Below are 22,798 nucleotides of genomic sequence, written 5' to 3'. Positions count from 1 at the left end.
GCGTATTAAATATTCACATTTTAAAAATAAATTGACCAAATCTAGTCAGGATTTTTTCTAAGTCCGGTTGTCCACTGTAGTACAGCGCTGAAGTCTTACGATACTCACTTTCAAACAAGGCTTTCTCCTGAGGATCATTCAAAAAAAATGCTGGATTTTTTGAAATATTTAGCTCGTCACTACCTCTAAAGCGCCGCACTTTGCGCGATTGATATTCCGATGTGCCAATAAAAGATTGGATCTCCTGTAAATCTAATAAACAATACAGATCGTAGTAATGGCGCATAAAGTTGCGCGGAAAAGACCGACTGATCTTTCGCAATCGATACTTCGTAGATATTGTTTGCAGTTTCTCAACAAACGTGTAAGTGGGTAAGTAGCACGGAATATTGACAGCTCGATTATCGTAAGCCGTCACTCCCGCTGAAACAGCTGTCTCATAGGCCCATGACGAAATAGTCACTTGGCGATTCGGCGCAGTGTCATCAAAGCCTAGCTCTAGCAAAATTCCGTCTTTTATCCCAGTTTGTTGTGCTGCTCTATTTGAGTAACGTAAACGAATTCCAGCACTACGCATTTTTTCTTCATCGAATGCAGTATCTCTCTCAACTGCACTGATACCGGGAATACTAATTTTCTTTGAGAGCCATTCGTAGTATGTACGTCGAGATTCGACATGAACATGCTTGTCGTGATTGCGCCCTACTTTTACATTCATAGCCAGTGGTGGATCAATTCGGATATCAATATCCTCCGAAAAACGATGAATCACGCCAAAGCCCTTAGATAAAGAAGTACCCCCCTTAAGCTCAAAGTGAAATCCCGCAGCCTTTAACCCCCAAAGGCAATGCATGATCCAGTAGTCTTTTTCAACCAATATTGGATCAATGCCGCGCTGCTCAGCAACAACGGCTAATAGTTCTTTGAAGTCGCGTCTGTCATGCAAAAAATCAAGCATTCAGCCAACGCTTGAAACGTTTACGCGTTGCAACTGACCCAAAATCCTCAATGGCACGACATAACTTCACTTGATCATAATCGACAAGCTTTTGCTCTACTCTTTTTAAAATACTATCTTTGTCTTCGGCCAACGAATCAATGTTGTTGAGTGCATCAACCATCAAGAACTCAGGCGTCAGTCTCTTGGGAAAACGAGGCTTAACCCTAAAGTCAAATTCGCGATTACCAAAAGAAAACAAACCATGACGCTTATGGTTATAAACAATGGTTTTGTTATAGAGCTGTGTAGTTCCAAAACCTAGCGTGTTGTAGCTCGAAGGAGAAAACACTAAAAAATCTTGATCATTTAGAAATTTTTTAACTAATGCTTGATCTGCGGGGGGGACGATACCGAATGCAGATTTTTTAGGGGCGTAGTAGAGTCCTTGGGCAAGTTTTTGTAGTAGGCCAGCCTTGACCAACATACCGAGGTGCCTGTCCACCGCATTGGAAACTTGTACCAAATCCTCACGCCGATAAACACACCCCGATTGCAACGTTTTCGCGACCAGTTCCAAGGAGCTCTCCTTGACCGGTGGAGGTGCGTTTAGGTTAGGCTCAGAATAATGTTTCATTGCATGAATATTAATTGACATTTCATGCAATTATAGCAAAAAAATTAACTCGATTTTTTCAATAAAACCCGACCGACTGGATCCAGAGATCCGCCTCATAGTCCTTGCCGAAAGCCACGATACCTAAGGAGCGCACAGAAGTCGGGCTGGGGGTTTGCCACAACATGCTGCCGGAGGCCTTAAAGTCTGACCAAGGTAATTGGATCGTCTGCCACTCACCAGTCGTATCAAAACCCGCTTGGTAATACTGCCAGGGCAACAAGGTCCAAGACGTGCGCAGATGCACAAAATATCGCTCGCCGTTGCCCTTGACCGTGATCTGCACACCAGTAGCACTCTGAGATAAAGATTCTTTGAGTGCTGTACGAAACTGAATAAAGCCCCCGCGATTGGCCGTACTCACGGTCCCTGACAAGTGGGCGACAGGACGACCATCCATGGTTTCAAAGCGCATCTGGCCCGTCGACACCCCTCCCATCACCTGATCCGTCAGAAACTCCCAGCGGGCTTCAGGTTTCCCGGAAAAGTCATCCATCATTGGGTTTGCTCCCGCCACCAGCGTGACATTCAGGAATAATAATAAGGCTGTGATCATTGCTTTCATGACGTCCACTCTTGCACCAGGGTTGGCTGAGCACCCAAGATAGCACCGATCAATCAGTTAGCGGGCATTCGATCATCGAACATTTGTTGATGCAGGATAAAATATACGTATATTAATATACGTATATATTTATGCGTATATTATCTGCACACGGAGAGAAAAATGCCTGCAGTTCAGTCCGAGCAACGCCCGCGATCCGCCGTCCCAGGCAAACGCGCAACCAATCTGACGCTCAGCACTGACGTCCTTGATGCGGCACGGGAGATGAAAATCAATATTTCAAAACTGTGTGATGCGTACCTCAGAGAGGTCGTTCGCCAAGAACAAGCGCGACGGTGGCGTCAAGATCATGCAGACTTCATCACCGCCTACAACGCAACGATTGAAAATGAAGGCTTGCCCTTAGATGAGTGGAGAAGCTTTTAATGGCGCGTTTTGACGTGTATGCCAACCCCGGCAACCAATCCGCATCCACCCCTTACCTGCTTGATGTTCAAAGCGATTTACTAGACGGGCTTGACAGCCGAGTGGTGATCCCCTTGCGACGCCTCAAAGACTTTCCCGACGTCAAAATTTCCAATCGACTCACGCCCATCATCAGAATCGGGCGTGAAGACTATTTGTTAGAAACACCAAAGATGGGGGCTATTCCAATGCGCCTGTTGAAAACACCCTTGCAATCAATCGCACACAAGCAAACAGAGATCATCTCGGCTCTTGATTTCTTGTTTCATGGTTTCTAAATAAAAGGGACTTTATTCAGCACCAAATGCTCTATCAATGCCCTTCCACCTTTTGGACAAACAAACATCTCCCTAATGTGTAATATGAAACATTGTTCAAACACCGAACACCCTCAGTACGGAGACAATCATGAAAAAAATAATATCGCTTGCGGTGACTATCGCCTCTTTGATGACTGCACCCTTAGTTGGCGCACAGTCCGCAGCTCAATCCTTTCCTAACAAACCCATCCGCTTTGTCGTACCCTTTCCACCCGGTGGCGGAAACGACATCCTTGCCCGTGCGCTTGCTCCAAAAATGTCTGAGATCCTTGGCCAACAAGTCGTCGTCGACAATCGTGCCGGTGCCGGCGGTAACATCGGCGCAGACTTTGTTGCGAAGTCTCCCGCAGATGGATACAACATTGTGATCGCCTCTAATCAAGTCACGATGAATCCATGGATCTATTCAAAGCTGCCTTTTGATATCGCCAAGGATTTCTCGCCAATCGCACAAATTGCCTCTGTCCCCATGCTGTTGGCCATTCACCCCGAAGTTCCAGCAAAAAATCTTCAAGAATTTATCGCGCTTGCAAAAGCCAAACCAGGTTCACTCAATTACAGTACTCCAGGCTTGGGCACACCTCAACACATTGCTTTCGAAGTCTTTAATTTCGATGCTGGCGTCAAAGTCACCCACGTTCCTTACAAAGGCACTTCGCCCTCCATTGTTGATTTGATTGGTGGTCAGGTCCAAGCGACGATTGGCACCATGGCTTCACTGGAACAACATGTCAAAACAGGTAAGGTGCGTGCGATTGCGGTCTCAACCCCGCAGCGCTCACCCACCATGCCAGATGTTCCAACCATCGAAGAGGGTGGACTCAAAGGGTATAACGTTCCACTCTGGTACTCCGTCCTCGCGCCCGCTAATACACCCAAAGAAATTGTCGCCAAAATTTCTGCCTCTATTCGCGATGCATTACAAGATCCGCAAACCAAAGCACAATTAGCGAAACAAGGCTTTGTAGAAAGCTATCTTGATCCCGCGCAAATGACCGCACTGATCAAGCAAGATCTGACGTACTGGCAAAAAGCCATTAACAATATCGGCCTCAAACTCGACTAATTAGAGATCACTATGTCTAAACAAATGCCCACGATTAACAAGGCATTAGAGGGCATACGTGTCCTCGACTTTACACAGATCGGTGCGGGCCCCCTGGCCGGTATGCAAATGGGCGATATGGGCGCCGAGGTCATCAAGGTCGAAGCGCCCAGCGGAGACATCGGTCGAAAGCTCGGCCCCCCTTGGCAAAACGGCGAGTCCGTGGTGTCAATGTCTTTTAACCGCAATAAACGTTCACTGATTATTGATTTAAAAAAGCCCGGAGGCGCTGCTTTAATTTTGCAATTGGCCAAGACCACGGATGTCGTGCTTGAGAGCTTTAGACCGGGCGTCATGGCGCGCCTCGGCATTGGCTACGAAGCACTCCGCGCAGTCAATCCGAAAATTATTTTTACCTCTGTCTCTGCCTATGGTCAAACAGGTCCTTGGCGTGACAAACCAGGCGTAGACGGGATCGTGCAGGCCGTCTCTGGTTTGATGAGCAACATCGGTAATGAAGACTCACCACCGATGAAAGTCCTCGTGCCCGCAGTCGATATGGTGACAGGCTTTTTAACGACAAGTACGGTGATGGCGGCCCTACGTGTTGTCGAAGCGACGGGTCAGGGACAGCATCTAGATATGTCGCTCTACAACAGTGCGATTATGTTTCAACAGTCTGCGATCGCATCGTATTTGTCGAGCGGTGAAAAACCCATCCGGATTGGTACCGCTGCGCCCTACTCTGCTCCGAATGAAGCCTATCCAACAAAAGATGGCTGGCTCATGATTGCGGCCTACCATGATGATCGTTGGCCCGCACTTTGTCAGTTACTCAACAAACCAGAGTTAGCATCGCACCCAGACTTTGCCACGATTGCCCTACGCGTGACCAATCGTAAAAAGCTCATGACAGAACTGACCGTCTTGCTTGCGTCAAAAACCTCTACAGCGTGGCAGACGCTCATGGAAGCGCAAGACATCATTTGCGGTCCAATCGCTGATTACGACATGGTAATGGACTCACCACAACTCAAACACAATGGGCTGATCGTCGACACAGCAAACGCGATCGCAGGCAGTGTCAAGATGCCAGGACTCGCCGTTGGGGACAGAAACGCGCAGTCCCGCGTGCGCTACGGTCCGCCTGCCTTGGGCGAACACAGCTGCGAAGTCCTTGCTGAGTACGGCTTGGATCAAGCTCAAATCGATGCTTTGTTGGCTGATGGTGTCATCGTGCAAAGACCAACATAAAATATTTCGGAAGAAAGAAGATGACGTTCAAAGCGATCAGACAATATCTTGAGGGCGATAAAAAAATTAGTCGCCTCGTGGAGCAAACGATTGACGATCTTGATCCAGGAGAGGTCGTGATCAAGACGCAATATGCAGCAGTGAACTACAAAGATGCGCGAGGCGTCATGGGTGTGGGAAATGTCATCGGACGATTTCCTTGCATTCCAGGTATCGAAATGTCGGGCACTGTTGTCGAATCCAGTCACCCTGACTTCCTGACAGGAGATATAGTCACTGTTCAAGGCGGACGCGACTTCGGGATGAAACGTGATGGTGCCTACAGTGAGTATGTTCGCGTACCTGCCAAATGGGTTGGGCGCATTCCTGCCGGAATGGATGCCTTTGACAGCGTTGCAATGGGACTTGCCGCCTATACGTCCGCTGTCGCCGTTGTTGAGATTGAACGTCGCGTCAAAACGACGGATGGTCCGATCATTGTCACAGGTGGCACAGGAGGAAGCTCTTCCTTTGCAATCGATATGTTGACGGGTTTAGGTTATGAAGTCGTCGCCAGCACGGGCAAAAAATCTGAAGAAGACTATTTAAAGTCTATTGGGGCGAGTCGTGTCATTGGACGAGAGGAAATCGCTGGCGGTGATAAACCGCTAGAAGAACAACGCTGGGCAGGCGCGATCGATGCCGTAGGAGGCGCGCCTCTCGATGCCGTGCTCCGCTCCGCCAAGAAACACGCTGTGATTTGCGCCTTTGGCAATGCCGCTAGTGAAACCTTGACGACGTCCATCTATCCCTTCATCTTAAGATCCGTTTCCTTAGTCGGTATCAACGGCAATCATCCTGTTCCAGAGCGCGGTGAGATTTGGGCGCGTATGGCCAAGGGTGGTGATTTACACCCCAAGCATCTGCATCAGATTGCCTATCCAATCAAATTTGAAAACTTACTCGACCATTGCGCTAAAGTCATGCAAGCGGGGATTCGAGGTCGTGCAGTCGTCACTTTTGAGTGATGACTATTGCGATAAAGGTTATATTTAAACGGTGTTGTTGTTTGTGTTAGATTGAAATGCAGCCAATCAGTATTTGGGCTGATTTCTAAAGGGAAGTCATGGATAGCAAACTTAAAGAGCTCGATCGACTCGGCAATCTCTGTGTTGGCATTTTTCACAGATTTGCGTTGTTCGCTATCGGTGCAGCCACATTTTGGGCTGCTGGATGGACATTTTTTGATTTGTTTCAAAAACATCACGCAACGATTCCAGATCTTTTGTTGCTGTTTATTTACCTTGAGATCGGCGCGATGGTGGGGATTTACTTTAAAACCAATCACATGCCCGTGCGATTTTTACTCTATATCGCTATCACGGCCCTGACCCGACACATGGTGGACATCATGAGTCATGTTCCCATCAACATCACAGAAATGCTTGCTGTGGGCGGCACGACTCTCGCAATTGCCTTATCTATTTTGGTTGTTCGCTTTACCAGCACGCGCTACCCAAGCGATAAAAACAGCGATATGAGTTAGGATCACTTCACTTTTCTGAGGGAAACAACGCCTGGGAAAGCAGAAACATCACTGCCGTACTCCAGCCAAACGAGAAAAACCCGGAGCAAGCCATAATGACGGTGATGAGTTGCCAGTGGTCTGATAGAGGATCCGTCACAAAGCCGACTGTGGTGTAGGTGCTACCGGCAAACACCATCGCCTGATGTTGATTGGGAATAATATCGAATAGGTTGAGCGATAAACCCCATATATAAATTTGCACTAAATGTGAAATCAACAGCAACAGAATTCCAGCAAAAAATACGCTTTGCGCCATCACCCAACGGCCTTCGTTCACGAGCTTACTCACACCATTTTTAAATTTAGTGGTGACAAGCATCACAAAAAGAGCCTGTACGATCAAGCACAACACGATCGTGACGCAACCGAGTATCAGCGCATCAAAATTAAAAACATAATTGGTTGCTATCACATTCATACTTGAAAAACTTTTTATTGTTTGTAGGCTGACCAAGCATCAACAGCGAAACCAGATGTTTTCTTCCATTGTTGTAATGCTTTGGACTGTATTGGAAAAACTAAAGGCGATGCCAGATCGGCCCGACGTCCGCCGATCAGTTTGCTTTGATTCATCCAAAAGGCATTGCCAAGAGTCGTGAACTTCAGTGACACCACCTCCTCGTTATCGATCGATCCCACCACGGGGATTTCGAGCGAATCAATGGGATTGATCGTAAACACCCCGCTCGATCCCATACAGCCATTTCCAACTGAGTTGGCCACCACGGTGTAGGCTTGCGACGTTTTAGCGGCCGCATACCAAAACACCATGGTATTGGCGGCATAAGGATGGTCGAATAATCCCGCAGCATCCTGCAAACGACCGCCATATTGACCTGACCAACTCACAGGCGCAGCAATGATGTCCGCGCGACGCAAAGACAACATGCCAGACGCTTCTGGAAAACGGAAATCATCGTTAAGCAAGAGTCCGATCTTGCCAATCGACGTTTCAAACACGGGCAAGTCATCGCCAGCGCTTAAAAACACGGCATTAACGGGATCAAGATGCGTTTGACGATAATGACCGAGCACCTTTCCATCAGGCGCGAGCAAAACCGCCGTATGGAAATAGCGATCCCCATCCTTTTCAATAAAGCTAGCGACTAGATGCGATTTCAAACGCACAGCAAAATCACTGGCAGCCTGCGTAGATTTTCCAAGCGCTTTTTCGGAGATACGATCAACGTTGTCCTTAGATACAGGACCGCTAAATGAAAACGCAGGCAAGACTACTAAATTAAATTCGGTAGAGCCGTTCTGCATGTCTTGAATCAAGGTCGTACAACGATCTAAATTACCCTCGAAATCATTGGCGTCTAAACGATATTGAACGGCCGCCGCCGTGACTTCGTGAGGCTTTTTTGAAGCAGCCGAATCTGTCGGTGCACGATAAAACGCAAGCTCTTTATAAAGCTCGGGTCGACGTCGCTCAAGGGTTTGCTTTTGTTCGTTATCAAAACGGGCTGGATCGATCATGCCGTAAATGATCGAAGGCTTGTTTGTCATTGTTTTACTGTAGTCCGTTGCAGACGCATGCGCAATCCGCTCGCCATCGGCCTGCCAAATCGAAGCCGAGCCACCATAGGTCACGGTCACGCCGGTTGTTGGGTTGCTCTCCGCATTGTTACGATCCGCCGCAATCATAGCCAAACCATTCCAGGCGCTCTGATGCTGAACCGCGGCGATCGTCGAGTGTTTTCCAGCAGCCTGCTCACCGAGCTGCGGCAACAAGCGATCTGATGAGCAAATATAGGCGATCAAGTCACAGCCCTTGAGAGCCGCCACGCGTGCAGGCTCCCAATAGGTATCGTCGTAACAAATAATCATCGTGATGCGACCGAGCTCGGTCTCAAACACAGGATAGCCAGTATTGCCAGGCACGAACCACAACACATCGGATGGGTTCAAACCATTTTTACGATATTTACCGACCAGACCATTAGGGCCCACCAGCGCTCCGGTGTTGTAGGTCAAGCCCGTGTCACGATCGATTTCTGCGATGCCGATCGCAATGTAGCAGTTGTATTGTTTTGTCACCCGTAACAGCGAATCGGTGGTCTTGCCTGGCACCGTGTCCATGTAAGGCAAAAACTGTTCGAGATCACGGTAGATGTAGCCCGAGACAGCCGCTTCAGGCATCACAATCAAACGGGCACCATTTTTAGCCGCATCTTCAGCAATGGCCGTCGCAGCCACAATATTTTTATCCAACTCCATAAACTCAGGGTTGAACTCAATCGCAGCAACTTTAAAAGCTTCTTTTACAGCAGTCATATTTTTTTCCTAACAAATCAAATCAGGCGGACATATCGGTGTCTTCTTTAGGCCACGTAGGGGATGGCCAGTCTCGGAGCACGCTGGTGACATACAGCACAGCAGCGGTAAGCGCGGCACCCACTGTCGCGATATAAAAATTAGTGCTGATTGTGAGTCCGTAAAACACAAGACTTCCAATAATGAGCGCGGTGGCAAACCAATGCGCCTGACTAAAGACCGCAGCACGATGCCGCGTCAAGGTATCAATCGCCATCCCACCCACGGTCGCCGTGAGAACTCCACAAAGAATAATTGACACAAACGGCACCTGGTGGATGAGTGCTTTTTGGCATCCAATCGAAATCAACAAACCAATCGCAACGCCTTTCAACACAAGGTATGGGATTTTTGAAGAAATAAATTTATAAAAAAAGAAGGCGCCAAAAACAGCTGCCAGCAGAATCCAGGGGAAGTAATACGGACCTGTAATCGCAATGGGCTCAAGTCCAAGTAGCAAGTCTCTGACAATGCCACCCGCCGCACCGCCCAAAATCCCCGCGAACAAGGTTCCTGCTATGGGAACGTTTCGACTACGGGCTGTCGCAGCGCCGTACATAGCCGTTGTCGACATCGCGGTGACATCGACCCATAACGGCAGCGTCGGTAACGTCTCAACCATTGTTTATCTCTATAAAAGAATTTTTTAATCAGTGCGAAAGTTTGAAGCACACCGAAACTTTACAAATTTTAACAAATCCCCTTGTCGTAGAGAGAATTAAATATTGCAACCGATTGACAACATGACCTATGCTTTGTATTCTTACTAAAATACAATCGATATGGATTAAACCAGAAATGTCCAACACAGCCACTCTATCAAGCAAGTTTCAAATTTCTATTCCCAAGGCGATCAGAGAAACGATGCACTGGTCTGCCGGACAGGAGTTTGTCTTTCTACCCAAAGGTGACGGCCTGTTGGTGATGCCCGTGCCCGAACTGAATCAGCTCCGTGGGATTGCCAAAGGTGCCAACCCCGACAATTACCGAGATCGCAAGGATCGTTATTAATGGCATCCAAGCAGCTTTATGTCGTAGACACCTCAGCTTGGATCGAATGGCTCACAGATAGTCAGCACGGCAAAAAACTCAGTAGCAAATTTCCATCCAAAGAATTTTGTATCGTCCCTACTATTGTTCAACTTGAACTGTCGAAATGGCTCACCAGAGAGCTTGGAGAGGAGCGTTCCGATTCTGTGATTGCTTACACACAAAAATGTATCGTGACTCCGCTCGACACTGATATCGCATTAATGGCATCAGAGTGCCACCGCAAGCACAAGCTTGCGACAGTCGATGCCATTGTGTATGCCACAGCTCAATATCATCGAGCTCAGCTAATGACGTTTGATGCGCATTTTGCCAAGCTAGCCTCTGTGACTTATTTAGCGAAATAATATTGATTCAAGCTCAGCTGAGCTGGTTTCTCAATTCTTCTGGAGTCAAATGTTGAAAATCTACGTCGCAGGCTATCAGCACGAAACCAACACCTTTGCGCCCACAAAAGCTGATTGGGCTGCGTTTAACCGTGGCGAATCCTTTCCGGCCTTCATTACTGGCCAGCCCATGTTGGACAGCTTGCGCGATGTCAATATCCCTATCGGCGGATTTATAGAGGCGGCGCGTCTCGAGAGATGGCAGCTCGTACCCGGTTCCTGGTGTGGTGCGATTCCATCTGCGCACGTCACGCGCGACGCGTTCGAACGCATCAGTGAGGCGATCTTGGTTGATATTCGTCGTGGCGGTTTTGATGCGGTATATCTCGATTTACATGGTGCCGCGGTTGCCGAGCATATCGATGACACTGAGGGCGAGCTCATTGCCCGCATCCGTGCAATCGTCGGTCCCAAGATGCCCATCGTCGCGAGCTTGGATCTGCATGCCAACGTCACGCACCGCATGTTGGCCGAGGCCGACGCCCTCGTTTCCTACCGCACCTATCCCCACGTGGATATGGCCAAGACTGGCGAGCTGGCAGCAAAGCTTTTAAAACGGCGCATCAAGCGCGGAGCGAAAGAGCCCATGGCGTTCCGTCGTCTGCCTTATCTGATTCCACTGAATGCACAGAGCACTTGGCTCGAACCCGCACAGTCACGCTACGCCGAGCTCGCTGATCTGGATCGCGAGTTCGACACCTGTCTGAGTTTTTGTATGGCGTTTCCAGCCTCGGATATCGAAGAATGCGCGCCAATGGTCTGGGGCTATGGTGACCGCGCCGAGGCTGCGGTGCAGCGACTGTACGCAAACGTAAGCGAACCTACGCAGTGGGCACTCGACATGTTTTCCGCACGCGATGCGGTCGAGCGTGCCTGTCTGCTTGGCGAGACTAACGAAAAGCCTGTAGTGATCGCTGACACGCAAGACAACCCAGGTGCCGGCGGTGACAGCAATACAACAGGTCTGTTGCGTGCCTTGCTTGAAAAAGGCGCAGGCAAAAGGCTGCCTGGCAAAGTTGCGCTCGGACTGTTGTTTGATCCGAAGACAGCCACCCTAGCTCATGAAGCCGGTCTTGGCGCGTCCATCACAACGTCGATCGGCACAGCCGTACCGACCTTTACAGGACAACTCAGCGACCCCCCTGTACAGGGTACCTATAAAGTCAAAGCACTCTCGGATGGCAAGGTGACACTAAAAGGCCCCATGATGACGGGCTCACGGATTGCGCTTGGGCCCTGCGCCTTGCTAGAAATCGAAGGTGTCCTTGTTGCGGTAGCGAGCGGTAAAAAACAACTCTTGGATCGCGAACTTTTCAGAATGTTGGGCGTACATCCCGAGACGATGAAAGTGCTGGTTGTAAAAAGCTCCAACCATTTCCGGGCGGATTTCACACCCATTGCCTCCCATATTTTGGTGGCGAAAGCGGCGGGTCCGATGGCTGCCGATCCAGCGGATTTGCCTTGGACGAAGCTGGCGAAAACGACGCGGACGAGGCCTTGATTCACCGCATTTAAAGCGGTGAATAATTGACTTTGCGGTGAATAAAGCCTATAATCACCGCATGAAAAGCGGCGATTATATTTATGTCTGGCAACTTCCAGACTGGCCTCAGTGGCGCTACAACGCAAGCGCGTTGGCACCTCTGCTCGCTCAAGTTCACCAAGCATTAGGTCAACTGCTCGGTCGCATGCGCGATCAAGGTGTCAGCGCCAAGTCCCATGCCACGCTTGAGGCCTTGACAGAGGATGTACTCAAAACAAGTGAAATCGAAGGCGAGCATCTCAGTCCGGACTCTGTTCGCTCCTCAATCGCCACCAGACTCGGAGTTGATATCGGTGCAATCGCGCCTGCGGATCGACACGTCGATGGCGTAGTAGAAATGATTCTTGACGCCACGCGCGCTCACCACACGCCTCTCACGGCTCAGAGACTCACCGACTGGCACACTGCTTTATTTCCCACAGAACAACGAAGCCAGTCAGAGATCAATGTGGGCGTATGGCGCAATGATGTCCAAGGCCCCATGCAAGTTGTTTCAGGCGCTACATACAAACGACGCGTGCACTTTGAGGCGCCACCCGCCGCTCGATTGCCCTCCGAGATCGCTGATTTTTTGCTATGGTTTGAAACTTATCAAGAGCTTGATCCCTTGATCAAGGCCGGTCTGGCGCATCTTTGGTTTGTGACGGTCCATCCCTTTGACGATGGAAACGGTCGTATCGCACGCGCTATCGGCGATCTCTCTCTGGCTCGAGCGGATCAGAGCGAACAACGTTTTTACAGCCTCTCCGCCCAGATTCAAAAGGAACGTAAAGACTATTACGCCCTACTTGAGAAGACGCAAAAGGGAAACCTAGAGGCAACCGAGTGGCTCAGTTGGTTTCTCGCCTGTCTGTTACGTGCGCTACAAGAAGCTGACAGTGTCCTATCCAACGTATTGAGCAAAGCAAACTTCTGGACGCGCTGGGCAAGCACGCCCCTCAATGCGCGACAAATCAAAGTGCTCAATCGTATGCTCGATGGTTTTGAAGGAAAACTGAGCAACAAAAAATGGGCTGCGATCAGCAAATGCTCTTCCGATACAGCGCTGCGAGATATTAATGATTTGGTGGAGCGCGGTATTTTACGTCGGACAGAGACAGGAGGACGCAGTACCAGTTACGCCTTAACCTAACACGAAAAAAATTCAGTCAACGCAAAAAAAAGCATTCGTCATTTAAATGGGTCATTCGTTTATTTCAATGAGCGCTTTAAGTCCGCGCAATAGTCTTTAAATGGCACAGGAGGTGTTTGCCAAACAATATCCGCTACCGAGGATCCATCAGATCCAATTGGGCCAGCGTGCATCCAGACAACCAGAACTTGAGTTAATGCGTCTGCAGACATCATCAGCGGGACGCCGCGATCTTTTTTGACATGCTCAGCACCTGCAAGTAACACAACCGTTTTATCCCTCTGTATCAAGCGATTAACTGTTTGAGCCATGCGTTCATTACGCGCAATTTGAATGCGCGCCATCCCGGGTACCTGAGCCTCAGGCAAAAGACCGCAATGGCTTGAGATCATGCTTTCCCGCGTTTCTTTTAGAACAGCTTCAGGTACTGATGAGTCCCATCGTGTATCTTTCATGACTTCACTCATTTCAGAACGGGGTAGGTTTGCGCCCATCACAGGGACACCTGCGCGCACAGCTAACATCACGATAGAGCCGTAACGCTGCCATGGCCATCCCGAGTCATTCCACTTTAAGGCATGGCGCACCATCGCTTCATCCGCCTGTGGAGAAATATCTCGGGTACTGAAACCCTCATCTACCATTTCCAATGCCAAGGCAGCAAGGCGCTGCGAGCTCACGAGTAAAGCTAGATTGAGCTTAGCAAGCGTTTGATGCTCGGAAGCATCGTGTTGCTCGCCTAGCAAAACAACGTGAGACGCGGGTAGCGTCAAGACGTGGGAACGCCAATCAGCCTGACCCCATGCAGGTGAGAGAAAAAAAAGTAATGTCAGAAATTTAAAAATCAATACATTCACTATTTTTTTCATGCGCTCATAATTCAAGCGTACTTAACCAAAATTAAAACGGTCAATACATTGGACTACGGATTTTGTAATACACCACAGCAATCCTCATCATCACTCCACCCACAATCACAATAGCCACCGCGAGCGTCAAATGAAACAACTCATACTTGGGTTGTAAAGAATACCAGTTTAAAAACAGCGACAGAATCAATCCCCAAATCAGGGCGACCTCAGCATAGAAAGAACCCTTAAGCCCTGGATTGTTCGCATCGGCGCGAATCACATCGCGTAATATGCCGCCCCCAGCTCCGGTCAACGCAGCCATTAAGGGCCCCCACATCCACAGAGGCTGAACCTTGGCTTCGACTGCAACGATCACGCCCACCACCGCAAAAGTCGACAATCCCAGAGCGTCGAAAAACTCAATCGCCGCATGATTAGAAATTCGTCCGATAAACATGTTTTTTTGACCATAGGTCGTTTTTGTTTTTCGGCGATACCGATCTTCTATATGGAACACCAAATAGAAAAACATCACCGTCGCAAAAATAGTCGCTAAATAAACAGGGGATCTCACAACAGAGAGCGTCTCGCGATTAATTAAAATATCGCGCATGATACCGCCACCAATCGATGGGAGTGCTGCAAGAACAAGTGCGCCAAACAGGCTGTAATTGCCCTGACGCGCGAGCAATAAGCCTGAGATTGCAAACGCAATCGTACCAATGATATCGATAATAAAAAACCAAGTTTGTCCTGCGGTTTGCCCAAGTAAAATAGGCAACAGATAATCTCGTATCACCTTGTTGTATTCACCGCTCTTTTGCATCTGAAGCAGCGTTTGATTAAACTGCTCGACCAACTCGGGACTCATCGTTTTCTTACTAAACAACACATGAATTGAGTCTTCGAACACTGGGTTTGGCATTTCCACTACCTGATTTTGCCACCCATGCCGCCATCCTAAGGTCCCTCCGACGAGATGATCAATCGGAAACGCATCAATCTTATGCTCCAACAAATTGGTGAAATTCGCCAGATCGTCTTTGGCCTTAATGATCCTGTTAGCGTAGCGAGGATCATTGATGTATTGCATCAACGTGGTACCGTAAAAAAATCCGTCAATCACACCTAGCTTATACGTGCCAGACTCAAGGATCTTGACGAGCTCCTCAGCAGAATTGAAGTTAAACTTTTTCTGCTCGCCCTTTCGTACGAACAACACATCTTTTTCAGAGCGATACGGGATCGAATAATAGGCATATTCCTCGCGCTCTTTGCTTCTGAAGGCGCCACCCGCAATATCGCGTGTCCCGACTTTAATATCCTGCTGATGTTGACGCCAGCTCACCGGATCAATCTGCAGTTCGATACCCATTTTGCCAAAAACGGTCCTGAGCAACTGCACGTCCAAACCCGTCAAATACTTGAGTTGGTATTTAACAGCTTCGTACTGATAAGGGTCCCACTGGTACCATCCACTTCGCAAGACCTTGGACTCTTGCTGGGACAGTGCAGGATACGCCATCAAGACCAATAGAAGACCTAGCAAGAAACGCCAAAATTGCGTTAAGGGGGTAGCGCTTTGGGCGTAGATTGTCATGTCATTTTCTGGTAATTGAGCCAACTAGACAAATGCATCATATTTTAGTCATGATGAATAAAGCAAGCTTTTGCGAGAAAAGTGCATTTACATTGGATACATTGATGATTAGCCAATACTATGTTTATCTAGGGGCTTTCGAATACTTTTAATTACAACGAGATACCATTTACTAAGGATCGAAATGAAACGTTTTTTATCACTAGTTGTTGTCACCTTTGCTCTAGCTGCACCAGTCGCGGCTCAGCAATCCCTAACAATCAATCACGGACCTGTCCCCACCCCAACCTTCATTGACCTTGGAGTGCCGGGTGACTCAGTAGGTGATCAGCGCATTTGGCAATTTAACGGGCAAACAACCGACCAACAAAAAGTGGTGATGGATTGGGTGATGACGACCGTTGGCCAAGGCAATTCGGCCTCAAGCATTGAAAGACGTATCACCATGGCTGTATTTTCAATCGGCCCTGACGAAAAAGATACCATTCTGATTCAAGGTGTCGGACTTTACCCAAAGGCCGATTCGACACTGAAGGGTAGCGCAGTGTTGCAAAGGGCAGTCATTGGCGGCACAGGCAAATATGCGGGCGCAATGGGTACGGTTACCTCGACACATCTGTCAGATAACTCATGGCAGCACGCGATTAACCTGAAATGATATTTTAGTGAGGAGGCACAAGGTTCGAACTTGTGACCCCAGCCCTCTCATCCACCCTAATTTAATGCCAGTCTTTTAGAGGATTTGCTCATGCAATCACGTACCTACCATTTTTCATTTCTGAGTGTCGCTACGACGACCCTAGTCCTCTTTGCAGCCCCAGCATGGGCTCAGCTCAAAATGGGTTTCAACGTCCCTTTAACTGGTCTCGCTGCTGCCGATGGCAAATCAGCACTAGAGGGTGCCAAGCTGGCAGTCGAACAGGCCAATGCAAAGGGTGGCGTGGCAGGTCAAAAAATCGAACTGATGGTCTACGATGATCAAGCATCGCCCAAGGAGGCCGTCACTTCGGCCACCAAGATGGTTGAAAATGATCGGGTGGTCGTCGCCGTTTCTGGCTCTTACTCCGCATCCACGCAAGCTGCAGCACCAATCTTTCAGCGTGCACAGGTGCCCTATGTCGTAGCCTACGCCATTGACCCTGACATTACCTTGACTGGAGACTACATGTTTCGAGTCTCGGCCATGGGAGAAGTTCTAGGTCGAGGAGGTGCTCAGTTGGTGCAAAACCTGGGTAAAAAGAAGGTTGTCCTAGTGACGTTGAAGAATGACTTTGGTCGGGCTTTGGCTGATGGTTTCAAAGACGCCGCCCCTAAATTGGGTATCAACATCGTCACTGAATATGAATACGAAATGTCCGATCGCCAGTTTGAGTCGCTGGTGCACAAGATTAAATCCGATAATCCAGAGGTGATCTATGCCACAGGCTACTTTTTTACTGCCGGTCCGTTGGTCAAACAGTTGCGCGCTGCAGGAGTGACAGCGCAAATCATCGGTCAGGTAGGTTATGACTCCGACAAGTTCATCGAAATTGCCGGGCCAGCGTCCGAGGGTACCTTGGTGACGACCTCGCTAGACCGAGACTCTAATGCGCCTGCAACCAAGGCGTTTCTGGCTGATTATCGCAAGGCAACAAATGCAAATGCCGTCCTGGTGGCTGCCGCGTCTTTTACAGCGACAGCAGTGGCGATTGAAGGCTTGAAGAAAACCGGCGGAAAAGGTGGCTCTGCATTGCGAGATGCCATTGCCGCAGGCAACTACGACATGCCGATTGGCAAACTATCGTTCAATGATCTGCACGAAGTGAAAAAAGATATTCAGGTGCAGATCGTAAAGGATAAGGCCTTCCGACACCATTCGGTCATTTCTGATCCAATTCTGCTGGCCCCGCCTAGCAAGGCTAAGTAAGTACGTAACGTCAGTAAGAAGGCCATGGTGTAACTATTCACAACAACATTAATGATCACTTTTACTTCAAAGTAAAAAAGGCGCCTAATGTCCGCATTCAAGTCCGCTTGCCGCCTCGCCCTCTTCATTTTCTGTGTTGTTCAATTAGCGAGTTGTAGTGACGGAGGTGGCACGACTAGCGCCGTCACACCAAGAATTTCTGTCGATCCAAAGATCGTCGCGATAGAAGTTGAATGCATGAAGCAATACGCCGCAGTTTCGACAAATAACTATGTCAACTATGCGGCTGCGATAGGCGCACCAGAACATACTGACTCAATCCACAGCGGCGTTCAACCGTGCGCAACTTTTACTGGCTCGTTTAACGGTTCAAATCAAGCAGCTCAGTCGAAATCAGAAAGCACATGGAGTTCAATTCAGTTTATTGTAAATGATGGCCCCACAGGAAGTTATCTTTTAGGTGGAGGGTTAGCATCAGACACAGCGGGTCAATTCGTCTCTAAATTCAACCCCTTAACGGGGCAACAAATTTGGCTGACATACATCAATGCAGTGAATCCGCTACCCGCGGATCAGTGGAATGCATTCGGTAGCATTGGCGTGATTGCAGATGGGACGATTATTGCCGTCGCAGGCACAACAATTGTGAAGCTTGATCCATCAACGGGGTCAATCTTAAAGTCGGTTCAGTTGGGAGTATCGTCCACTCTCTCAAGTCCAATCAATGCGAATTTTGATGGCTTCTTAATCGCTCCTAACGCATCCGGCGTAATTTTATTAAAAAGTCAAAATCGACCTATTGGCTGTACGACCCAAGGAAATGCTGCGATGACTTCCTGTCAAGCAGACTATGGGTTACCGCCAAATTCAACAGCGGTGGCGCTTGATTCCCGCACACTCAAATTGATTGATTCGATTGAACTCAATCAAATGGTAGCAACGCGAGGAGTCGTGACAGAGCACAATAATCGCACTTATTGGTATCTTGCCGGCCTGAATAATTTACAACGCATCATTGTTGATTCCCTCACGGGTCAATTAAAAGTTGATGCAGACTGGCTTCCCGAACCATATTTGCTGCCTGGCCAAACTGCCGGAGATGCTGTCGCAGTATTGGGAAACTGGGTGATTGCAAACCAAAATAGTTTAGGTTCAAAAGTCACGCCGATCACTCCTTTGGCAGTAAGCCAAGATATTAATTTGAATGGTTCTGTTACGTCTGTGCGCGCAACGCCATGGGGCAATACTCTTGCGTCAGGAGGTTATAGCGGATCGCTAGCGAGTTTTGGAACAGATTCGCAAAATAATATGATTTACGCTCAAGATACTTACCATGGAGTATTGGGTATGAGCTTAAATCAAACAACGGGTGTAATGACGACTGTTTGGAACAGATCAGATTGGCGTACAACGGATTATTTTTCTTTAGTTGGCCCAGCTAACCAGAGGGTATTGATTTCTCAATACCTTAATCCTGACATCACATCTTCGGCGGGTGCGTTGCAAACTGCACTTAACAGTGGCAAATATACCGAAACGGTAGAGTGGGCAAATGCAAGCACCGGAGCAACTATTCTTCGTCCCGAATCTAGCGCTTACACGGAATCAACTGCGCTAGGATCGCTGCCAAATCTTGGATATGGTGGATTAATTTATATGATGGGGAATTCGGGGACCGTTTACTTCTATAAACCTGAAGTAATCACTGATTAGCACCCTTTCACTATAAATCTAAGGGGTCGTCGCCGTCGCTGCCAGACGAAAACCAACGTTGATTGCGGTCGAATAAGGAACCGTTCCTAAATAATAAGACTTGGCTAAATACGATTCCAATGAAGTCCAAGCTCCACCACGGATACCAACATTTTTAGATCCAGCACCTGTTAAGGAATTTAACTCCCAAACGTTACCGTTCATATCAAATGCACCGTAAGGGCTGGTGACGCTGGAGAATGTTCCTACCGGGACGAGGTAATACTGAGTCGTAACAATTTCTGCCGCCTGAGTCACTGAGTAAAGATAGTTAGCACCATAAATATAATTGGCTTGATTTGTAACGGGCTCCGTAGAGAAGGTACTGCTCCCTGGGATTGCGTTTCCTGGAGGATTATTGTGCATGGTGGCGTACTTGTAATAACCACCCGCACCGCCATTTAGACCCTGATCGTGAAAAGCAGCTTTGTACCACTCATTTTCAGTAGGCAAATAAAAAGTAGGCGCGCTACCTGTATTTGGGTTGATTGTGTTCTTACCAGGTGCTGCGCCCTTTGTGTTTGCGCCACTTACTTTATAAGCACCGTCCTCGGTAGTGGTCGCATCTTGTGCACCCACAGGCTGACCATTCGCCATCCAATTCGCAAATCTTGCGGCATTAAACCAACTGACATACGTAATTGGGTAATTCGCGCTATCTTGTCCTAGCACCGTTCTAAAGGGTGGCGTTCCGGTCGGACTGTATGCATCCGTTCCTGATTCTTTTGCCATCGCCGCATAAACATAACTTCCCTGCGAACCTGACCGAGTAATTCCGGCAATATTAGCCGAGGCTTGCATCGCATTATTCCAAAGCCCATACGTATCTGTTTTTGCCACAGCATTCAAGAATGCGGCATAGTTCGCAACTGTTACCTCATACTTGCCGATTTTATAGACATAGGGTACGGATCCAAATCCTGTTGTATCACTTGCATTGTTGGCGTTGCCGACATCGACTAGTGAATACGTCACGCTTTGCGCCTGGGCAAAATGCATGGCTACAAAAACGACAATACCTAAGAGCAATCTATGCATCACTGGTTTCAAATATGGTTTAAACATCATTTCGTTAACGGACTCTATGGCTAGTTATTCAAAACGCTCATTTGAGTGTTGCTGCCAATCTAAATCCAATGTCATTCCCCGCAAAGGTGGGTGCAGTCGCTGCATAAGTAATGGATTGTGCGGCTTGTGCACCGGCGAACCAAAAACTACCTCGTATTCCACGGTAAGCCCCTTGTGTTCCGTCTAAATCATTCCACTGATACAAGGCGCCATTTTGGTCGAAAGTTCCGTAATAACTGGGGCTTCCGGTGTATGCACCAACATCAGTTAAATAATTTTGACTCAGTTCAAGAGTAGCCGCCTGTGTGACAGAAAATAGTAAGTTGATAATGACATTCATTTGGTTGCTGGTATTACCAACCAAATTACCTGGAGAGGCGTCACTTTGCGTAGAGTATAGGTAATAACCTGAAGAGCTTGTGTTGTTATAGCTAGGGCTAAAGTAAGCAGCCTTGTACCATTCGTTTTCTGTAGGAATCCAATACGCCACTGACTTGCCGGTGTTGGGGTTACAAATATTCTTGGCTACAGCCTTTTCGTTAATGGTTTTACTTAAGTCATAAGCCCCATTTTCAGTCGTCGTCGATGATTGAGGTCCGACAGGCTGATTATTGGACATCCAATTTGCAAAACGCGCGGCATTAAACCAACTCACATAAGCAATAGGCCTGTTTGAACTATCTCCCGAGTTATTCATCGCGGTGTAAACATAACCAGAAGTCCCTGGACCTATAGACCTGGTAATACCGGCAACATTTAAATCAGTAGCCATCCTAGGGTCATAGAGCCCATTAGGATCTGTTTTGGCAACAGCATTTAAAAACGCAGTGTATTGCGCAATGGTGACGTTATATTTACCCATATTAAAGGTGTAAGACACAGCGCCAAAACCATTAGCGTCATCGGCATTCCCAGAGTTACCAACTGAGACTACGCTGTAACTCACTAAGCTACCAGAGGGCGTCGCCACACCACCAACGCAGTTGACTGCATTGCCGTCGTTACTAGACGAGCTCGACTCAGAGCTGCAACTAGCCAAGACAGCAATGGCACCCACGCCAATCATATAGATCAGCCCTTGCCTAAAGAAATGGAAGACTTTAAAAAACAAGGCTGTGTCCTATATTGAAAAAAGTAGAATGTGTGTAACACGAGAAATCGTGAAAAGTCCATCACAACTGTAATTCGATTTTTTATTCAACAATTTGAATCTGTTTTTTTTGGTGGGCGGTACAAGTTTCGAACTTGTGACCCCTGCCGTGTGAACAGTAATCAGACACTTCACCTCAACCTGCATCGACGGTGTTCTCCGAGATTTTTCAGCTCAAAGTAGCCAAGCAGTAGTCGCCAACTGTTTTGCCATACAAATTCAGCACGAAAAAACCTGCTGGTCGCTGTCCGAACGTGTAGGTCCGTAGACTTCATTTTTGAACTCAACCGGCGTCAACATCTTACATCTCAGAATTAATCAAATCTATATTCAATACCAGCAGTCACTAAGTTGTAGGCCTGTCGGCCTACATTCACGTTCCAATTGGTAGTAGGCAGATGGACACCCGGATAGCTTGTCGCTCCAAATGTGTAACTGGAAGACTGAATTGAAAGATACCTATATTCCATAAATATTGCCAAATTTCTATTAATTTGTCCGCGTATGCCAGCCTTAGCTTGCATCGCTAGGGCAGAAGTCGATGCATTTGGATTGGAATTAAAGTGATTAATTCCAGGCTCTGTGGGATTAGTAGAGTTTGAGCCTCTCACAGAGAGCCAAGCACCACCTACTCCGCCACCAATATAGGGAATAAAAATATCTGAAAAAGGGGTTTTTATACTCAACAACGCATTAGCAAGCACAATTTTTGCGCTCAATGGCAGCGATACATACTGCGTGCCTAGAGCGTACGGCGTAATGTCTAAAACACTATCAGAAGTGCTATTTAGGTAGATGCCTTCTAGTTCTGCGGCCGGCCTTAAAATCCACTTAGAATTCATCGAGCTCCAGCCACTCCATTCATAGCCTAACTTCAAGCCGGCAACAGAAGCTCCAGCAGACCCATTGAAGCCATTGGCATTGACATTGATGTCAGGAACTCTTGGGGAGGGAGTGATGACAGTTCCAACTTGCTGAACGCTAGAACCCATAGAAGAACCGGTGCCACCAAATACACCAAAGTAAGTCCCTCTAGTATTAAAAGTATCGCTAGCAAGACAGTTACCACCAAAAAAAAGGAAGCTAGCCATCATTAAAGATAAGATAATATTTTTTTTTATAACTACCATGTCTATTACCCCAGACGTTAACAGGATCACAACATAAGAGTAAATCAAAAAATCAAGCGAATACTTACCAAGTCTATTGATATCT

General features: G+C 47.9%; 24 protein-coding genes. 13 read left to right on the top strand and 11 right to left on the bottom strand.

The genetic code is table 11. The annotated features are described in order from the left end of the window. Positions 1-13 precede the first annotated feature (13 nt). The 3 genes from AC8GE9_RS06245 to AC8GE9_RS06235 form a co-directional block, all read right to left on the bottom strand. On the bottom strand, positions 14-958 hold the full coding sequence (locus AC8GE9_RS06245) for a nucleotidyl transferase AbiEii/AbiGii toxin family protein (protein ID WP_506676247.1): 945 nt from the start codon (positions 956-958) through the stop codon (positions 14-16). Next, positions 951-1,517: a hypothetical protein gene (locus tag AC8GE9_RS06240; RefSeq protein ID WP_506676246.1), complete on the bottom strand. Its 567-nt coding sequence runs from the start codon at positions 1,515-1,517 to the stop codon at positions 951-953. The genes AC8GE9_RS06245 and AC8GE9_RS06240 overlap by 8 nt, the downstream gene beginning before the upstream one ends. Positions 1,518-1,632: 115 nt before the next feature. Continuing rightward, positions 1,633-2,178 (bottom strand): CIA30 family protein, encoded by a 546-nt coding sequence (locus AC8GE9_RS06235; RefSeq protein ID WP_506676245.1) that lies wholly within the window; start codon positions 2,176-2,178, stop codon positions 1,633-1,635. A 162-nt stretch (positions 2,179-2,340) separates the two neighbouring features. Between AC8GE9_RS06235 and AC8GE9_RS06230 the strand changes: the two genes are divergently transcribed. The 6 genes from AC8GE9_RS06230 to AC8GE9_RS06205 all read left to right on the top strand — a co-directional run bounded on the left by AC8GE9_RS06230 (position 2,341) and on the right by AC8GE9_RS06205 (position 6,787). Further along, positions 2,341-2,604 carry a type II toxin-antitoxin system CcdA family antitoxin gene (locus tag AC8GE9_RS06230; protein WP_506676244.1) on the top strand — a complete coding sequence of 88 codons (264 nt, stop codon included), beginning with the start codon at positions 2,341-2,343 and terminating at the stop codon, positions 2,602-2,604. Then, a complete protein-coding gene (locus tag AC8GE9_RS06225) occupies positions 2,604-2,921 on the top strand; it encodes a CcdB family protein (protein WP_506676243.1) in 318 nt (105 codons plus the stop codon). The genes AC8GE9_RS06230 and AC8GE9_RS06225 overlap by 1 nt, the downstream gene beginning before the upstream one ends. Positions 2,922-3,051: 130 nt before the next feature. After that, entirely contained in the window at positions 3,052-4,029 is a 978-nt protein-coding gene (locus AC8GE9_RS06220) for a Bug family tripartite tricarboxylate transporter substrate binding protein (RefSeq protein ID WP_506676242.1), read from the top strand. Positions 4,030-4,041: 12 nt separating this feature from the next. Continuing rightward, positions 4,042-5,262 carry a CaiB/BaiF CoA transferase family protein gene (locus tag AC8GE9_RS06215; RefSeq protein ID WP_506676241.1) on the top strand — a complete coding sequence of 407 codons (1,221 nt, stop codon included), beginning with the start codon at positions 4,042-4,044 and terminating at the stop codon, positions 5,260-5,262. A 20-nt stretch (positions 5,263-5,282) separates the two neighbouring features. Beyond that, on the top strand, positions 5,283-6,269 hold the full coding sequence (locus AC8GE9_RS06210; RefSeq protein WP_506676240.1) for an acrylyl-CoA reductase family protein: 987 nt from the start codon (positions 5,283-5,285) through the stop codon (positions 6,267-6,269). A gap of 98 nt (positions 6,270-6,367) precedes the next feature. Continuing rightward, positions 6,368-6,787 (top strand): phosphate-starvation-inducible protein PsiE, encoded by a 420-nt coding sequence (locus AC8GE9_RS06205; protein WP_506676239.1) that lies wholly within the window; start codon positions 6,368-6,370, stop codon positions 6,785-6,787. 7 nt (positions 6,788-6,794) lie between these two features. Here AC8GE9_RS06205 and AC8GE9_RS06200 read toward each other — a convergent pair whose 3' ends face one another. From AC8GE9_RS06200 to AC8GE9_RS06190, 3 genes are read right to left on the bottom strand one after another with little or no spacing between them, the layout of a single operon-like run. Next, complete coding sequence (locus AC8GE9_RS06200; protein ID WP_506676238.1) at positions 6,795-7,247, bottom strand: hypothetical protein; 453 nt, start codon at positions 7,245-7,247, stop codon at positions 6,795-6,797. 14 nt (positions 7,248-7,261) lie between these two features. Continuing rightward, positions 7,262-9,106: a nitrilase-related carbon-nitrogen hydrolase gene (locus AC8GE9_RS06195; RefSeq protein ID WP_506676237.1), complete on the bottom strand. Its 1,845-nt coding sequence runs from the start codon at positions 9,104-9,106 to the stop codon at positions 7,262-7,264. A gap of 22 nt (positions 9,107-9,128) precedes the next feature. Continuing rightward, on the bottom strand, positions 9,129-9,767 hold the full coding sequence (locus tag AC8GE9_RS06190; protein ID WP_506676236.1) for a trimeric intracellular cation channel family protein: 639 nt from the start codon (positions 9,765-9,767) through the stop codon (positions 9,129-9,131). 176 nt (positions 9,768-9,943) lie between these two features. Between AC8GE9_RS06190 and AC8GE9_RS06185 the strand changes: the two genes are divergently transcribed. The 4 genes from AC8GE9_RS06185 (at position 9,944) to AC8GE9_RS06170 (ending at position 13,256) form a co-directional block, all read left to right on the top strand. Continuing rightward, a complete protein-coding gene (locus tag AC8GE9_RS06185) occupies positions 9,944-10,156 on the top strand; it encodes an AbrB/MazE/SpoVT family DNA-binding domain-containing protein (RefSeq protein WP_028817278.1) in 213 nt (70 codons plus the stop codon). Further along, complete coding sequence (locus AC8GE9_RS06180) at positions 10,156-10,542, top strand: type II toxin-antitoxin system VapC family toxin (RefSeq protein WP_506676235.1); 387 nt, start codon at positions 10,156-10,158, stop codon at positions 10,540-10,542. Before AC8GE9_RS06185 ends, AC8GE9_RS06180 begins: the two co-directional genes overlap by 1 nt. A gap of 49 nt (positions 10,543-10,591) precedes the next feature. Further along, a complete protein-coding gene (locus tag AC8GE9_RS06175; RefSeq protein WP_506676234.1) occupies positions 10,592-12,082 on the top strand; it encodes a M81 family metallopeptidase in 1,491 nt (496 codons plus the stop codon). Between the two features lie 61 nt (positions 12,083-12,143). Continuing rightward, the gene (locus AC8GE9_RS06170; protein WP_506676233.1) at positions 12,144-13,256 is read left to right on the top strand and encodes a Fic family protein; all 1,113 of its coding nucleotides are present in this window, start codon (positions 12,144-12,146) and stop codon (positions 13,254-13,256) included. Positions 13,257-13,315: 59 nt separating this feature from the next. On the opposite strand, the gene AC8GE9_RS06165 is transcribed toward AC8GE9_RS06170, so the two are convergent. Together AC8GE9_RS06165 and AC8GE9_RS06160 are read right to left on the bottom strand one after the other, a co-directional pair. Next, complete coding sequence (locus tag AC8GE9_RS06165; protein WP_506676232.1) at positions 13,316-14,125, bottom strand: ChaN family lipoprotein; 810 nt, start codon at positions 14,123-14,125, stop codon at positions 13,316-13,318. Positions 14,126-14,165: 40 nt separating this feature from the next. Beyond that, positions 14,166-15,707, bottom strand: coding sequence for a TRIC cation channel family protein (locus AC8GE9_RS06160; RefSeq protein WP_506676231.1), 1,542 nt, complete (start codon positions 15,705-15,707; stop codon positions 14,166-14,168). 184 nt (positions 15,708-15,891) lie between these two features. Here AC8GE9_RS06160 and AC8GE9_RS06155 point away from each other — a divergent pair, with 184 nt between their 5' ends. From AC8GE9_RS06155 to AC8GE9_RS06145, 3 genes are all read left to right on the top strand, one after another. Beyond that, a complete protein-coding gene (locus AC8GE9_RS06155) occupies positions 15,892-16,365 on the top strand; it encodes a hypothetical protein (protein WP_506676230.1) in 474 nt (157 codons plus the stop codon). Between the two features lie 90 nt (positions 16,366-16,455). Next, positions 16,456-17,613 (top strand): ABC transporter substrate-binding protein, encoded by a 1,158-nt coding sequence (locus AC8GE9_RS06150; RefSeq protein WP_506676229.1) that lies wholly within the window; start codon positions 16,456-16,458, stop codon positions 17,611-17,613. A 237-nt stretch (positions 17,614-17,850) separates the two neighbouring features. Then, a complete protein-coding gene (locus AC8GE9_RS06145) occupies positions 17,851-19,326 on the top strand; it encodes a hypothetical protein (RefSeq protein ID WP_506676228.1) in 1,476 nt (491 codons plus the stop codon). An 18-nt stretch (positions 19,327-19,344) separates the two neighbouring features. Here AC8GE9_RS06145 and AC8GE9_RS06140 read toward each other — a convergent pair whose 3' ends face one another. The 3 genes from AC8GE9_RS06140 to AC8GE9_RS06130 form a co-directional block, all read right to left on the bottom strand. Then, positions 19,345-20,403, bottom strand: a complete 1,059-nt coding sequence (locus AC8GE9_RS06140; RefSeq protein ID WP_506676227.1) for a formylglycine-generating enzyme family protein — start codon at positions 20,401-20,403, stop codon at positions 19,345-19,347. 67 nt (positions 20,404-20,470) lie between these two features. After that, a complete protein-coding gene (locus AC8GE9_RS06135) occupies positions 20,471-21,544 on the bottom strand; it encodes an SUMF1/EgtB/PvdO family nonheme iron enzyme (RefSeq protein WP_506676226.1) in 1,074 nt (357 codons plus the stop codon). A 353-nt stretch (positions 21,545-21,897) separates the two neighbouring features. Then, positions 21,898-22,713: an outer membrane protein gene (locus AC8GE9_RS06130; protein WP_506676225.1), complete on the bottom strand. Its 816-nt coding sequence runs from the start codon at positions 22,711-22,713 to the stop codon at positions 21,898-21,900. Positions 22,714-22,798: the final 85 nt, after the last annotated feature.

The sequence above is a fragment of the Zwartia lucis genome (assembly GCF_965234455.1).
GTDB classification, from domain to species: Bacteria; Pseudomonadota; Gammaproteobacteria; order Burkholderiales; family Burkholderiaceae_B; genus Zwartia; species Zwartia lucis.
The sequence above is the reverse complement of the archived record's forward strand: the minus strand, read 5'-3'. Positions and strand labels throughout refer to the sequence as shown.

Coding starts and splice junctions, on each gene's coding strand:
- AC8GE9_RS06245 (WP_506676247.1), bottom strand. CDS start 958: ATGCTTGATTTTTTGCATGACAGACGCGACTTCAAAGAACTATTAGCC.
- AC8GE9_RS06235 (WP_506676245.1), bottom strand. CDS start 2,178: ATGAAAGCAATGATCACAGCCTTATTATTATTCCTGAATGTCACGCTG.
- AC8GE9_RS06230 (WP_506676244.1), top strand. CDS start 2,341: ATGCCTGCAGTTCAGTCCGAGCAACGCCCGCGATCCGCCGTCCCAGGC.
- AC8GE9_RS06225 (WP_506676243.1), top strand. CDS start 2,604: ATGGCGCGTTTTGACGTGTATGCCAACCCCGGCAACCAATCCGCATCC.
- AC8GE9_RS06220 (WP_506676242.1), top strand. CDS start 3,052: ATGAAAAAAATAATATCGCTTGCGGTGACTATCGCCTCTTTGATGACT.
- AC8GE9_RS06215 (WP_506676241.1), top strand. CDS start 4,042: ATGTCTAAACAAATGCCCACGATTAACAAGGCATTAGAGGGCATACGT.
- AC8GE9_RS06210 (WP_506676240.1), top strand. CDS start 5,283: ATGACGTTCAAAGCGATCAGACAATATCTTGAGGGCGATAAAAAAATT.
- AC8GE9_RS06205 (WP_506676239.1), top strand. CDS start 6,368: ATGGATAGCAAACTTAAAGAGCTCGATCGACTCGGCAATCTCTGTGTT.
- AC8GE9_RS06200 (WP_506676238.1), bottom strand. CDS start 7,247: ATGAATGTGATAGCAACCAATTATGTTTTTAATTTTGATGCGCTGATA.
- AC8GE9_RS06195 (WP_506676237.1), bottom strand. CDS start 9,106: ATGACTGCTGTAAAAGAAGCTTTTAAAGTTGCTGCGATTGAGTTCAAC.
- AC8GE9_RS06190 (WP_506676236.1), bottom strand. CDS start 9,767: ATGGTTGAGACGTTACCGACGCTGCCGTTATGGGTCGATGTCACCGCG.
- AC8GE9_RS06185 (WP_028817278.1), top strand. CDS start 9,944: ATGTCCAACACAGCCACTCTATCAAGCAAGTTTCAAATTTCTATTCCC.
- AC8GE9_RS06180 (WP_506676235.1), top strand. CDS start 10,156: ATGGCATCCAAGCAGCTTTATGTCGTAGACACCTCAGCTTGGATCGAA.
- AC8GE9_RS06175 (WP_506676234.1), top strand. CDS start 10,592: ATGTTGAAAATCTACGTCGCAGGCTATCAGCACGAAACCAACACCTTT.
- AC8GE9_RS06170 (WP_506676233.1), top strand. CDS start 12,144: ATGAAAAGCGGCGATTATATTTATGTCTGGCAACTTCCAGACTGGCCT.
- AC8GE9_RS06165 (WP_506676232.1), bottom strand. CDS start 14,125: ATGAAAAAAATAGTGAATGTATTGATTTTTAAATTTCTGACATTACTT.
- AC8GE9_RS06160 (WP_506676231.1), bottom strand. CDS start 15,707: ATGACAATCTACGCCCAAAGCGCTACCCCCTTAACGCAATTTTGGCGT.
- AC8GE9_RS06155 (WP_506676230.1), top strand. CDS start 15,892: ATGAAACGTTTTTTATCACTAGTTGTTGTCACCTTTGCTCTAGCTGCA.
- AC8GE9_RS06150 (WP_506676229.1), top strand. CDS start 16,456: ATGCAATCACGTACCTACCATTTTTCATTTCTGAGTGTCGCTACGACG.
- AC8GE9_RS06145 (WP_506676228.1), top strand. CDS start 17,851: ATGAAGCAATACGCCGCAGTTTCGACAAATAACTATGTCAACTATGCG.
- AC8GE9_RS06140 (WP_506676227.1), bottom strand. CDS start 20,403: ATGCATAGATTGCTCTTAGGTATTGTCGTTTTTGTAGCCATGCATTTT.
- AC8GE9_RS06130 (WP_506676225.1), bottom strand. CDS start 22,713: ATGGTAGTTATAAAAAAAAATATTATCTTATCTTTAATGATGGCTAGC.